This is a genomic window from Polaromonas sp. P1_G4, from assembly GCF_056405475.1.
This window is the reverse complement of sequence record NZ_JBFUCA010000054.1, coordinates 1-13,505: the sequence shown is the minus strand read 5'-3', so window position 1 is coordinate 13,505 and position 13,505 is coordinate 1. Positions and strand designations below refer to the sequence as shown.

Sequence of the window (13,505 nt, the reverse complement as noted above, 5' to 3'; positions counted from 1 at the left end):
CAACATCGCGGGCCGCCCCGGGCTGGCCGCGACGACGACGATAGGCACCTTGCCGGGCGCAGCGGGTAGCGCCGGCGCGACACGCGTCGGCGACGGCTCGGGCGGCGGCGGCGGCGGCGCCGGTTGCGCGGCCGGTGTGGGCGGCGCGGAACTGGTGGACAGCAGCGCCACCAACACCACCGCTCAGGCCACGGGCGGCGGATCTTGCCGCGACGCGGTGTCGGTGTCGGCTTTCAGCGTGACCGCGTCGCTGGGTGGCGCGGGCGGCGCGACAGTCCCCGGCAACACGGCGCCGGGCACCGGCAATCCCGGTGGCGACGGCTCCGTGACCATCACGCCCATCTACCCCACGCTGACTGTCACCAAGTCGCAGCCCAGCCCTGCGTTGCAGGTGGGCATCAACAGTGTCTACACCCTTACCGTGGCAACCACCACCACCACGCCGGCCTTTGTGGCGCGGGTGGTGGATCAGCTTCCCGTCAACATGACCTACGTCAGCAGCAGCGGCACCGGCTGGACCTGCTCGACCGCGGCCAATGCCGGCGGCACGCTGGTGACCTGCAATTTCGTTGGCACCATCACAGCCAGCGGCGGCACCTCGACGCTGCAGATCACGGCAAGACCGACGAGCAACATCACGGTCACCAACTACACCGCCGTAGACCCGGCCGGCGGCACCAGCCCACCGACCCCGACCACTTGCACGGCTGCCAACACGCCGAGCGCCGGCTGCGCTGCGCCCGTGGTCAGTACGGTAGCCCTGGGTTTCGGCGGCAACGTTTACAGCGACCCCAACCACAACAGCAACCTGGATGCGGGCGAGGCCGGCATAGGCGGGGCCACTGCACTGTGGGTCAAGCTTGCGCCGCGCACGGGCGGCACCTGCACGGGGCCGGCCACCGTGGCTGCATCGGTCAACCTGACCACCGGCGCCTACAGCTTCACCAACATACAGCAGGGCAACTATTGCCTGATCGTGGACGGCAACAACACGCTGAGCGACATCGCGGCTGCATATCCGGCCGGCTTCATCGGTACGCAGAATCCCACCGGGGTGATCCAATTCAGCATCGTGGGTGCGCCGCCCGCACCGCAGAATTTCGGCCTGTACAGCGGCAGCACGCTGAGCGGCACCGTGTTTGCCGACAACGGCGCGGGCGGCGGCACCGCCAACAACGGCGTGAAGGCCGGGACGGAGCCCGGCCTGGCCGGCATCACCGTCAACGCCATGCAGGGTGCGACGACGGTGGACACCGAACCCACGGCCAGCGATGGCAGCTTCATTCTGTGGATTCCCGGTGCCACCAGCGGCACCGTGGTCCTCACGCCCGTGCTGCCCTCCGGCTACACCGCCACCGGCGGCTCGGCCGGCACCACGGGCGGCACTTACACCCGCCCGAGTGTGAGCTACACCGCCGGCTCCGGCCTGGCCCGCACCGGCATCAGCTTCGGCATGGTGGGGCCCAACACCCTGAGCCCCAACGGCGCGCAGACCGCCCAGCCTGGCACGGTCGTGTTTTACGCCCACACCTACACCGCTGGCACCGGCGGGCAAGTTACCTTCTCGATGGTCAACACCGCCACGCCGGCCAGCCCTGCGTGGAGCCAGGTGCTGTATCAGGAYAGCAATTGCAACGCAGCGCTGGAGGCCAGCGAGACGCAGGTCACCACAGCTCTCACCGTCACCGCCGGGCAGACCGTCTGCCTCATCGTCAAGCAGTTCGTGCCCGCTGGGGCCGGCCAGGGCGCGCAGAACAGCGTAACCTTGAGCGCGGCCTTCAGCTACACCAACGCCAGCCCGGCGCTCAGCGTCAGCACCCTGCTTGTCACCGATATCACCACCGTCGGCCAGGCTGGCGACCTGTCGCTGGCCAAGCTGGTGAGCAACGTCACCCAGGCTATCGCCTCGGCCACCAGCGTAAACGCCAGCCCTGGCGACACGCTGCAGTACACGTTGACGGCCACCAACAACGGCACACAGGCGCTGTCCACGCTGTTTGTGAGCGACTCCACCCCGGCGTTCACCGGCTTCGTCTCCACCGCCTGTCCGGGCGTGCTGCCCACGGGCATCACGGGCTGCACGGTGACCACGCAACCGGCCGTGAACGCGCAGGGGGCATTGAAGTGGACTTTTACCGGTTCGCTKGCCTCTGGGGCACAGATCGTCGTCACTTACCGTGTCAAGGTCGATCAGTAGGCTTCCCAGGCGCTCACAGAGGCGGAAAACAGCTTTTTTCAGGCTGTTCTGTCGTTTTGGCCATTGACATCGAATATGTGCCTGAGCAGCTATTAAGTTTGGGGTTTGGGAAGCAAAGCTCATCACCAGATGAGCTGAGTTCCTAAGCTCCTAAATAGATAGCTGCTTGCGCTTTCCTGCATTGGGTTTCAGGGGGTTTCCTCTTAAACCTCTTCAGCCCGCGCCAAACTCATCACCTAGTTCACCGGCGCGTTGCCTTGCCGTGTGGATGGCGCGCATGAACAGCATCTTGACGCGGTCCTGCTCCATGGAGGTCAGCGCGGCGTAGGTGGTGCCCCCTTTGGACGTGACCTGGGCGCGCAGGGTCTGGGGCGTCTCGTCGGACGCCGCCAACAGCGCCGAAGCGCCAGCAAAGGTGCCGACGGCAAGCTTGCGCGCCTGTTCCGGCGCAAGGCCCATGTCCGTGCCTGCCTCGATCATGGCTTCCACAAAATAAAAGACGTAGGCCGGGCCGGAGCCCGAAATGGCGGTGACCGCGTCCAAGTGGGCTTCTTCGGTGAGCCACAGGTAATCCCCCGTGGGCTTGACCACCTGCTCGACACCCAGCCTGTCGTCGTCTGTCACGGCATCCCGCGCAAACAGCGCCGTCATGCCTTTGCCGACCAGCGCCGGCGTGTTGGGCATGGCGCGTACCACGCGCTCGGTGCCCAGCCAGCGCGCGATGCTGCTGGACCGCACGCCGGCTGCCACACTCAGGTGCAGGGCGGTTTTGGTGTGAAAGCGTGTTTGCAGCGCTGCATCCTTGAATGTCTGCGGCTTTACAGCCCAGACCACCAGGCCGGCGCTGGCCAGTGGCGCGCCGGGTTTTTCATGCACCTGCACGCCGAATTGCCGGATGAGCTTGTTGCGTTGCTCCTCAAAAGGCTCGACCACCTGGATCTGGCTGGCTGGCATGCCTTGCTTAAGCAGGCCGCCAATGATGGCGCTGGCCATGTTGCCGCCGCCTATGAAGGCGATGTGTTCGTTGCTTGTACGGGAATTGGAGGTCATGCGTTGTCAATCCAAAAATTCAAAGGCCAGCCATTGGCTGATTTGCCGGGAGCTGAAATTGTCGTCGCTAATGAAGACGAGGCTGCGATTTCCGTTGGGCAGTACCGGGCCCCAGGCCATGCCTTCCGTATTGTCCAGACGTTCCAGCCGGAGGCCGGGCCCCGGGCCGGTGAAGGTGGAAAAGTCGGCGATCAGTGTTTTGTCCACCGCGCGATAGGTGCCAGTCTGCAGGACAGGCGTTGCGAGCGTGTCGGATCCCTGCCGGGTGTCGATAAGGTACAGGCGCAGCGAGTTACCTGCCTGCGGGCCCCAGCCGGCCATATAGGCCCGCTCCAGCACCAGCATGCGGTCGGCATCGAGCATCAGGATTTCCACCACGCCGTTGTCGGCCTGGGTGGCCGGCGCAACAGGTGCGCGCGGAATGGCGTCGGGCACATACGCAATTTGCCGCAATGCTTTCCCACTGGCAAGGTCAATTTGGGTGAAGCGGCAAGGACCGCCCTTCGCTTTCACCGTGGGTACGGGTCCATCCTGGCGGAAGGCGTTTTCCATGGCGATCCAGGCTGTCTTGTCATCGGGTGTCAGCGCCAGGCCTTCCAGCGCCAGATTGACGCGCGGCCCCCGGATGAGATGAAACTCAAACATGGGCGGCAGCGTAAATTCGCGAACCATCGTGCCGTCTGCCCGGCTTTCGCGCAGCTCCGGCGCCACGCCCGTCAGGGAATGCCCCTCAGTGACCCACAGCAGCGTCTGGCTGCTCGGGCGCCAGCGAATCGACTCCGGGTCGGGGGGCTGCATGCCCCGCAATGCGGCCTCATACGTGCTGCTGTCGCCCTGGCGCAGGGGGGTGACGCTCAGCAATTCCGGCTGGCCCAGGCTGCTCATGTCCAGCGCGATGCGTGCGGTGTAAAACCGCACGGGGTTGATGCTGGAGGCGTCGTCGCTGATCAGGTAATACAGGTTGTTGGCGGCGTCGTAGTCAATGCCTGAGAGACCGCCCACCGTGGTGCCCTGGAATTGCAACCGGTGTGGAATGCGGGATTCACCGATCAGGCGCAGACGTGTGTGGACCGGCTGCGTGGCCGCTGCTGCCGGCTGCGGTGCCTTGCCGCCGGCCAGGCCCAGCACTGCGGCTGCGCCGGCTCCGAGGACCAGCCGGCGCCTGGAGGGTGCTGTGACATAGGGGTTCATGCAGCCAAGTCTAGCGGCCGCACCTGTGGGAAATGTGACAGGGCAGGGCTGCGCTTACTGCAGCACGGTCTGCCGCACCGCCTGCTCCCAGCGCGCCATCAGCTCAGCGGCCCGGTCCGCGCCTAGCGTAGGCAAAAACTTGCGCTCGGCGCGCCACATGCCGGACAACTCGTCGGTGCTGCTGTAGACGCCGCTGGAAAGTCCTGCCAGGTAGGCGGCGCCCAGAGCGGTGGTTTCAATGACCGCCGGGCGGATCACCGGTATGCCCAGCAGGTCGGCCTGGAATTGCATCAGCAGGTCGTTGACGCAGGCGCCGCCGTCTACGCGCAATTCCGCAACAGGTGCGGCGCCAGCACTCACCGCGTCGCGGCTCATGGCCTGCAGCAGGGCGGCGCTTTGGTAGGCGATGCTTTCGAGTGCGGCGCGCGCGATATGGGCGACGGTGGTGCCGCGCGTGAGGCCGGTGATGGTGCCCCGCGCATCCGGTTTCCAGTAGGGTGCACCCAGGCCGGTGAAGGCCGGCACCATCATCACGCCGCCTGAGTCAGGCACGCTTTCGGCCAGCGCCTGCACTTCGGCGCTGCCCTTGATGGCGTGCAGGCCGTCGCGCAGCCACTGCACCACGGCGCCGCCAACAAACACGCTGCCTTCGGTGGCGAACTGCGTTTGGGTTGTTGCCTGGGCTGCGCTGGTGGTCAGCAGGCCWTTGTGTGAGGTTTGAAACTGGCTGCCCGTGTGCATCAACATGAAGCAGCCGGTGCCATAGGTGTTTTTTGCCATGCCGGCCTTGAAGCAGGCCTGGCCGAACAGCGCGCTTTGCTGGTCACCGGCGACGCCTCCGATGGGGATGTCATGGCCCAGCAGATCGGGGCGCACCTCGCCGTAATGCGCGCTCGAAGGTAATACCTTGGGCATCAGCGAAGCCGGGATGCCCAGCAGCTCAAGCAGCTCGTCGTCCCACTGATTGGTGTGCACATTGAACAGCATTGTGCGCGACGCGTTGCTGACGTCGGTGGCATGCAGCGCGCCGCCCGTGAGTTGCCACATCAGCCAGCTGTCGATGGTGCCGAAGGCCAGTTCGCCGCGCTCGGCCTGCGCGCGGGCGCCGGGCACGTTGTCGAGCAGCCATTTGAGCTTGGTACCGGAAAAATAGGCGTCGATCAGCAGCCCGGTTTTGGACTGGATCAGCTTYTCCTTGCCGCGCTCACGCAACTCGGCGCAGGTGGCTTCCGCGCGCCTGTCCTGCCAGACGATGGCGTGATGAACCGGCAGGCCGGTCTTGCGGTTCCAGAGGGCGGTGGTCTCGCGCTGGTTGGTGATGCCCAGTGCCCGAATGTCGCTGGCCTTGATGTTCGCCTTGGCCAGCACTTCGCGCGCTGTCGCCAGCTGGGTGCGCCAGATCTCCATCAGGTCGTGCTCGACCCAGCCCGGCCTGGGGTAGATCTGCGGCAACTCCTGCTGGGCCAATGCCACGATGTGACCGTGTTCGTCAAACACTATGCTGCGGGAGCTGGAGGTTCCCTGGTCGAGTGCAAGAAGGTATGTCATKCGCTGGAGTGTATGAAAGGGTGGCAGGCGCGCACAAGTGCGCGGGGCTCAGGAGTGGGCCACTTCACAGTTGACGTCCGCCTCTTCCAGCAAGGTGGGGAATGGCTCGGGCGGAGGCATGTCGGTGAACAGCCGGTCAATCTGGGAAAGCGTGGCCAGCTCCACCATGGCGGGCCGGTTGAACTTGCTGCTGTCTGCCGCCAGCCAGACTTCGCGGGCATGCTCGATGATGGTCTGGGCAACTTTGACTTCGCGGTAGTCGAAGTCGCGCAGGGAGCCGTCAGGCTCGATCCCTGAAATGCCGATGATCGCGATGTCTACCCGAAACTGGCGTATGAAGTCGACCGCCGCCTCGCCCACGATGCCCCGGTCGCGCGAACGCACTACGCCACCGGCGACGATGACTTCGCAGTCGGTATTGCTGCACAGGATGCCGGCCACATTCAGGTTGTTGGTGATGACCCGCAGCCCTTTGTGGTGCAGCAGGGCCTTGGCGATGGCCTCGGTGGTGGTGCCGATATTGAGGATCAATGAGCAGTCGTTCGGAACACGCCTGGCCACTGCGCGCGCGATACGCGCCTTGCCTTCGGCGTGAAGGCTTTCACGCTGGCGGTGGGCAATGTTTTCGATGGTGGAACTGGGTACCCGCACGCCGCCATGAAAACGCGTCAGCAGGCCGGCTTCCGCCAGGCGCTGCACATCCCGCCGGACGGTCTGCAAGGTCACGTCCAATTTTTCTGCAAGCTGCTCGACGGAGGCCGATCCGTGGGTTCGCACGACGTCAAGGAGCTTGATTTGCCTGGGGTTGGAGTTCACGCGGGTTCAAGTTTGAAGGAATCGTGGAGGTCTGGAAACTTTATATCGAAACAAAAGGAAACAGATAAGGGAAAACAAGTAGATAAAACAATCAAAAAAGAAGAAAAATAGAAAAAAACCGAACTTCCTCAAAGTTTCGCCGGGAGCCTTCCTCTTGTCTACTGTTTCTTTTTGTCTGCCTGCCAATGCCCTGGCACAGAGGCCCCACCGCCGTTTTGGGTCGCTGCAACGCGCCTGGGACGGCCGGTTGTTCAGAAGGGGCGCGTGATGCAGCTGACCCTGGACCACATCAGCAAAAAAGTCGGCGCCGAACAATGGCTTTATGAAATGAACCTGGCGCCGCGCAGCGGCGAAGTCACGGTGCTGCTGGGCGCAACGCAGGCCGGAAAAACCAGCCTGATGCGCATCATGGCGGGCCTGGATGTCCCCACGCAGGGGAAAGTCATGGTGAACGACGCCGATGTGACCGGCATGCCGGTGCGCGAGCGGAACGTCGCCATGGTCTACCAGCAGTTCATCAACTACCCCTCGCTGCGGGTGGCGGACAACATCGCCTCGCCGCTGAAGCTGCGAGGGGAAAAAGACATCGATCAGACGGTGCGCAAACTGGCCGAACGCCTGCACATCGAGATGTTCCTGGACCGCTACCCGGCCGAGCTGTCGGGTGGGCAGCAACAGCGGGTGGCCCTCGCACGCGCACTGGCCAAAGGGGCTCCCCTGATGTTGCTGGACGAACCGCTGGTCAATCTGGATTACAAGCTGCGCGAGGAATTGCGCGAAGAGCTGACCCAGCTTTTTGCAGCCGGCGATTCCACCGTGATCTATGCCACCACCGAGCCTGGCGAGGCTCTGCTGCTGGGGGGCTATACCGCTGTGATGGACGGTGGTGAACTGCTGCAGTACGGCCCGACCGCCGAGGTCTTCCACTCGCCACGATCCTTGCGCGTTGCGCGTGCCTTCAGCGATCCGCCCATGAATCTGATAGCGGCACTGCCCGCAGCGCAGGGATTGCAGCTGGCGGCAGGGCCCACCCTGGCGCTGGCCTTGCCCGATGCGCCGGCGCAAAACCTGGCCACCCTCACGGCCGGTGTTCGCGGCAGCGCCCTGCGCGTCCAAAAGCGTGAGGGTGATGTGGCGTTGCCGGGAAAGGTCGAGTTGGCTGAAATTTCGGGTTCCGACACTTTTGTCCACGTTGCCACGGCGGTGKGCGAACTGGTGGCGCAACTGACCGGTGTGCATTACTTTGAGTTGGGTGCGCCCATCACGCTGTTTCTCAGCCCTGCCCAGGTGTATGTCTTTGATGCAACCGGCGCTTTGCTGCTGGCGCCAGAGCGCAGGGGGGGACTTGCGTGAAGCACCTTTTTGCATCGGCTGCCGTGTTGTGGAGGCCTTATGGCGCGTATTGATCTCGACCTGGCCCATGCTTACCGGCCGAATCCGCGCGAGGACAGCGACTACGCGTTGCTCCCGCTCACCATGAGTTTTCGCGATGGCGGCGCCTATGCATTGCTTGGTCCCTCAGGCTGCGGCAAGACCACCATGCTCAACATCATGTCGGGCTTGCTTGTGCCGTCGCAGGGCACGGTCAAGTTTGACGGCGTAGATGTGACGCACGCCTCGCCGCAGCAGCGCAATATTGCGCAGGTGTTCCAGTTCCCGGTGATCTACGACACCATGACTGTGGCTGAAAACCTGGCGTTTCCGCTGCGCAACCGCAAGGTGCCGGAAGACCAGATCAAAAAACGCGTTGGTGAAATTGCCGAGATGCTGGACATGAGCGGCCAGCTCAACCACCGCGCGGCTGGGCTTGCAGCAGATGCCAAGCAGAAAATTTCGCTGGGCCGCGGCCTTGTGCGGCCCGATGTGTCTGCTGTGCTGTTTGACGAGCCGCTCACGGTGATCGACCCGCACCTGAAATGGCAACTGCGGCGCAAGCTCAAGCAGATTCACCATGAATTGAAGCTCACCCTGATTTATGTGACACACGACCAGGTGGAGGCTTTGACCTTTGCCGAAGAGGTGGTGGTGATGACGCGCGGCCGCGCTGTGCAGACGGGCTCGGCCGATGCACTGTTTGAGCGCCCCCGCCATACGTTTGTAGGCCACTTCATCGGATCGCCCGGCATGAACTTCTTGCCGGCCACCGTCGTCGGTGGCGCGCTACGCGTCGCGGAGCGGCCGTTGGCGCTCCCGCCTGAACGTGCCATGCCCGACGGCGAGCTCAAGCTGGGTGTGCGCCCTGAATACGTGGTGAAGACGGCGCCGGGTGACCCGGCGGCGCTGCCGTTCACTGTCACGCTGGTGCAGGACATCGGCACGCACTGGATGCTGACGGCGCGGATCGGTGAACACACGATCAAGGCCCGGTTGAACCCGGCTTCCCGCGCGCCGCAAGTTGGCGAGGAGGTCTGGCTGCAGGTGATGGGGCCACACACCTGCCTGTACCTCAATGACGAACTGGTGGATGCATGAGCACGACGACTAAGCCCGTTAATCAAAAGGCCTGGCTGCTGGTGCTGCCCGTCATCATCTGCGTGGCGTTCTCCGCCATTCTGCCGCTGATGACCGTGGTTAACTATTCGGTGCAGGACATCATCTCGCCCGAGCGGCGCGTGTTTGTCGGCACTGAGTGGTTTGTATCCGTCATGCGTGACGAAGAACTGCATGCGRCACTCTGGCGGCAACTGACGTTCTCGCTGGCCGTGCTGGCGGTCGAAATTCCGCTGGGCATCGCACTCGCGCTGTCCATGCCGGCGCAAGGCTGGAAGGCCTCGTTGGTGCTGGTGCTCGTTTCGCTCTCACTGCTGATTCCGTGGAACGTGGTGGGCACTATCTGGCAGATCTATGGCCGGGCTGACATTGGCCTTTTGGGCGCGATGCTGCAAAAGATGGGCTTTGACTACAGCTACACCGGCAATGCCACGCACGCCTGGGTGACGGTGCTCATGATGGATGTCTGGCACTGGACGCCGCTGGTGGYGCTGCTGGGCTACGCGGGCTTGCGCTCGATTCCGGACGCCTACTACCAGGCCGCGCGCATCGACGGCGCCAGCAAGTTCGCTGTGTTCCGCTACATCCAGCTGCCCAAGATGCGCGGCGTGCTGATGATTGCCGTGCTGCTGCGCTTCATGGACAGCTTCATGATTTACACCGAGCCTTTTGTGCTGACGGGTGGCGGGCCGGGCAACGCCACGACATTCCTTTCGCAATATCTCACGCAAAAAGCCGTCGGCCAGTTCGACCTGGGCCCGGCGGCGGCTTTCTCGCTGATTTACTTTTTGATCATCCTGCTGCTGTGCTTCATCCTCTATAACTGGATGCAGCGCGTCGGTACGCAAGAGAAGGAGGGCGTGGAATGAACACACCGAAATTCCAGGCGCGCACGCTGTTCCTGATTGCCTACATTTTGTTCGCGCTGTTGCCCATCTACTGGATGGTCAACATGAGCTTCAAGACGAATGCCGAGATTTTGTCGAGCTTCTCGTTCTTTCCCCAGGAGTTCACCTGGAACAACTACAAGACCATTTTTACCGACCCGTCCTGGTATTCGGGCTACATCAACAGCCTGATTTATGTCGCCATCAATACCGTGATTTCGGTGACTGTAGCCCTGCCGGCCGCCTACGCGTTTTCGCGTTACAGCTTCCTGGGTGACAAGCATGTGTTCTTCTGGTTGCTGACCAATCGCATGACGCCACCTGCAGTGTTCTTGCTGCCTTTCTTCCAGCTCTACACCACGGTGGGGCTGATGGATACCCACATCGCGGTGGCCCTGGCGCACCTGTTGTTCAACGTGCCGCTGGCGGTGTGGATCCTGGAAGGTTTCATGAGCGGCATTCCGCGTGAGATTGATGAAACCGCGTACATCGACGGCTATTCCTTCCCCCGCTTCTTTGTACGCATCTTCCTGCCGCTCATCAAGGCCGGTGTCGGCGTGGCGGCGTTCTTCTGTTTCATGTTCAGCTGGGTCGAACTGCTGCTGGCGCGCACGCTGACCAGCGTCAACGCCAAGCCCATCGTCGCGACCATGACACGGACGGTGTCGGCATCCGGCATGGATTGGGCCACACTGGCAGCGGCTGGCGTGCTGACCATCGTGCCGGGCGCCATCGTGATCTGGTTTGTACGCAACTACATCGCAAAAGGCTTCGCAATGGGAAGAGTGTGACCCCCCGAAGCGCCTTCGGCGCTTCCCCCAAGGGGGCGCCACCTGCGGCCCGGCAAAGCCGGTTCCGCGATGGCACTTGCACGGATTCACTTGCGGTGCTGATGCCGCCAAGTAAGGAGATGACAGATGTTTGAGTGGATGGCCTGGACCACGCCGGTGGCAATTTTCTTTACCTGCATCGTGCTGATGCTGGTGGGCATGACGGTATGGGAGTTGAAATCCCCGACAACGATGCGGCGCGGCTTTTTGCCGCTGGAAACTACCCGTGGTGACCGGCTTTTTATCGGCCTGCTCAGTGCGGCCTACGTCAACCTGATTTTTGTCGGCATCAGCGGCAAGCTGGCCGGGTGGCTGGGTCTGGAGGGCGATCCGTCGATCTGGATCAGCTTCGTGTTGTCAATGGCCTTGCTCGCATTCGTCATGCGCAAGGGATAGAAGTCAGAAAAGGAACCCGGCTCATATTCCCCGGAGCCGAACAAGCCTTCAACCACGGGGAGTGAACCAATGAGGAGACAAATCATGAAGATGCGTTATACGGCTCTGGCCCTGGCTGCGGCATGTGCCATGGCCAGCCCCGGCTGGGCAGGCGAAGCTGAGGCGAAAAAATGGATTGACAGCGAGTTCCAGCCCTCTACGTTGTCCAAGGACAAGCAGCAGGCTGAGATGAAGTGGTTTATCGATGCGGCCAAGAAGCTGCAGGCCAAGGGCGTCAAGGAAATCTCGGTCGTGTCCGAGACCATCACGACCCACGAATACGAATCGAAGACGCTGGCAAAAGCCTTTGAGGAAATCACCGGCATCAAGGTCAAGCACGACATCATTCAGGAAGGCGACGTGGTTGAAAAGCTGCAGACTTCCATGCAGTCGGGCAAATCGATTTACGACGGCTGGATTTCCGACTCCGACCTGATCGGCACCCACTACCGCTATGGCAAGATCCTGGCGCTGTCCGACTACATGGCCGGTGCGGGCAAGGAATACACCAACCCGGGCCTGGACCTCAAGGACTTCATCGGTACCAGCTTCACCACGGCGCCCGACGGCAAGCTCTACCAGCTGCCCGACCAGCAGTTCGCCAACCTGTACTGGTTCCGTGCCGACCTGTTTGCGCGCAAGGACTTGCAGGACAAGTTCAAGGCCAAATACGGCTACGACCTCGGGGTGCCGCTGAACTGGAGCGCCTATGAGGACATCGCCGAGTTCTTCACCAACGACGTGAAGACCATAGACGGCAAGCCGATTTACGGCCACATGGACTACGGCAAGAAGGACCCCTCGCTGGGCTGGCGCTTTACCGACGCCTGGCTGTCCATGGCCGGCACCGCCGACAAGGGCATCCCCAACGGCATGCCGGTGGACGAGTGGGGCATTCGCGTGGCGGCCGACAAGTGCACGCCTGTGGGCGCCTCTGTTGCGCGTGGCGGGGCCACCAATTCACCTGCTGCGGTCTACGCGCTGACCAAGTACGTGGACTGGATGAAGAAGTACGCGCCCAAAGAGGCCAGCGGCATGACCTTTGGTGAAGCCGGCCCGGTGCCGGCCCAAGGGCAGATCGCCCAGCAGATCTTCTGGTACACGGCCTTTACCGCCGACATGACCAAGAAGGGACTGCCTGTGGTGAACGCCGACGGCACGCCGAAGWGGCGCATGGCGCCTGGCCCCAATGGCCCTTACTGGAAGCAGGGCATGCAAAACGGCTACCAGGACGTGGGGAGCTGGACCTTCTTCAAGGACCATGACCCCAACAAGGTGGCCGCGGCCTGGCTGTACGCGCAGTTCATCACCTCCAAGACCGTTTCGGCCAAGAAGTCGGTGGTGGGCCTGACCTTCATCCGCGACAGCGACATCCACCATGAGTACTTCACCAAAAATGCCGCCAATTACGGTGGCCTGATTGAGTTCTACCGCAGTCCGGCCCGTGTGGCCTGGACGCCGACGGGCAACAATGTACCCGACTACCCCAAGCTGGCGCAGCTGTGGTGGAAGAACGTGGCCCAGGCCGTAACGGGTGAAAAGACCCCGCAGGGTGCGATGGATACGCTGGCCGATGAGATGGATCAGGTGATGGGCCGCCTTGAGCGCGCCGGCATGGCCCACTGCGCGCCCAAGCTCAACCCCAAAGGTGACCCTGCCAAGTGGCTGAGCGACAAGGGTGCGCCATGGGCCAAGCTGGCCAATGAAAAGCCCAAGGGCGAAACCATCAACTACGACAAGTTGCTGCAGGCCTGGAAAGACGGAAAAGTRCGCTGATCGCGTGGCCGTGCAGTGCGCAAGTGCTGCACGGTCCGTTTTTTTGCGGGATTGAGGTTATTGCAACAAGCGCAGGGTAAGCTCGGCGCTCTTTTACCAATGGGTTTGTATGAAAACGGGAAGCAAGGCCCATGACGACTGAATTAGCGCCCGCGCAAACGCGGCGCCAGGATTTAATGGCCCGGCTTGCTGAGCCGCACCACTACGACATCGCGATCATTGGCGGCGGCGCTACCGGCCTGGGGGTCGCACTGGATGCGGCCGCCCGCGGATTTTCCGTCTGTC

11 protein-coding genes are annotated in these 13,505 nt (G+C 62.8%); 7 read left to right on the top strand and 4 right to left on the bottom strand.

What is annotated here, in order from left to right:
• On the top strand, window positions 1-2,197 hold a 2,197-nt coding region (locus tag AC1D1X_RS04690), incomplete at its 5' end, for a hypothetical protein (protein ID WP_477697903.1).
• A 213-nt stretch (window positions 2,198-2,410) separates the two neighbouring features.
• On the opposite strand, the gene proC is transcribed toward AC1D1X_RS04690, so the two are convergent.
• The 4 genes from proC to AC1D1X_RS04670 are packed head-to-tail and all read right to left on the bottom strand — an operon-like array spanning window position 2,411 to window position 6,802.
• Entirely contained in the window at window positions 2,411-3,247 is an 837-nt protein-coding gene (gene proC, locus AC1D1X_RS04685; RefSeq protein WP_477668678.1) for a pyrroline-5-carboxylate reductase, read from the bottom strand.
• Window positions 3,248-3,253: 6 nt separating this feature from the next.
• Entirely contained in the window at window positions 3,254-4,438 is a 1,185-nt protein-coding gene (locus AC1D1X_RS04680; RefSeq protein ID WP_477668677.1) for an esterase-like activity of phytase family protein, read from the bottom strand.
• A 54-nt stretch (window positions 4,439-4,492) separates the two neighbouring features.
• Window positions 4,493-5,986 (bottom strand): glycerol kinase GlpK, encoded by a 1,494-nt coding sequence (gene glpK, locus AC1D1X_RS04675; RefSeq protein WP_477697902.1) that lies wholly within the window; start codon window positions 5,984-5,986, stop codon window positions 4,493-4,495.
• A gap of 48 nt (window positions 5,987-6,034) precedes the next feature.
• The gene (locus tag AC1D1X_RS04670) at window positions 6,035-6,802 is read right to left on the bottom strand and encodes a DeoR/GlpR family DNA-binding transcription regulator (protein ID WP_477668675.1); all 768 of its coding nucleotides are present in this window, start codon (window positions 6,800-6,802) and stop codon (window positions 6,035-6,037) included.
• Between the two features lie 267 nt (window positions 6,803-7,069).
• On the opposite strand from AC1D1X_RS04670, the gene AC1D1X_RS04665 reads away from it, so the two are divergent.
• The 6 genes from AC1D1X_RS04665 (at window position 7,070) to AC1D1X_RS04640 (ending at window position 13,220) form a co-directional block, all read left to right on the top strand.
• On the top strand, window positions 7,070-8,155 hold the full coding sequence (locus AC1D1X_RS04665; protein ID WP_477697904.1) for an ABC transporter ATP-binding protein: 1,086 nt from the start codon (window positions 7,070-7,072) through the stop codon (window positions 8,153-8,155).
• 39 nt (window positions 8,156-8,194) lie between these two features.
• Complete coding sequence (locus tag AC1D1X_RS04660; RefSeq protein WP_457281402.1) at window positions 8,195-9,274, top strand: ABC transporter ATP-binding protein; 1,080 nt, start codon at window positions 8,195-8,197, stop codon at window positions 9,272-9,274.
• Window positions 9,271-10,161 carry a carbohydrate ABC transporter permease gene (locus tag AC1D1X_RS04655; protein ID WP_477697901.1) on the top strand — a complete coding sequence of 297 codons (891 nt, stop codon included), beginning with the start codon at window positions 9,271-9,273 and terminating at the stop codon, window positions 10,159-10,161. Before AC1D1X_RS04660 ends, AC1D1X_RS04655 begins: the two co-directional genes overlap by 4 nt.
• Window positions 10,158-10,970 (top strand): carbohydrate ABC transporter permease, encoded by an 813-nt coding sequence (locus AC1D1X_RS04650; RefSeq protein WP_477668674.1) that lies wholly within the window; start codon window positions 10,158-10,160, stop codon window positions 10,968-10,970. Before AC1D1X_RS04655 ends, AC1D1X_RS04650 begins: the two co-directional genes overlap by 4 nt.
• Window positions 10,971-11,096: 126 nt before the next feature.
• The gene (locus tag AC1D1X_RS04645) at window positions 11,097-11,405 is read left to right on the top strand and encodes a DUF2160 domain-containing protein (protein WP_477668673.1); all 309 of its coding nucleotides are present in this window, start codon (window positions 11,097-11,099) and stop codon (window positions 11,403-11,405) included.
• Window positions 11,406-11,489: 84 nt separating this feature from the next.
• Window positions 11,490-13,220, top strand: a complete 1,731-nt coding sequence (locus tag AC1D1X_RS04640) for an ABC transporter substrate-binding protein (RefSeq protein WP_477697900.1) — start codon at window positions 11,490-11,492, stop codon at window positions 13,218-13,220.
• Window positions 13,221-13,505 lie beyond the last annotated feature (285 nt).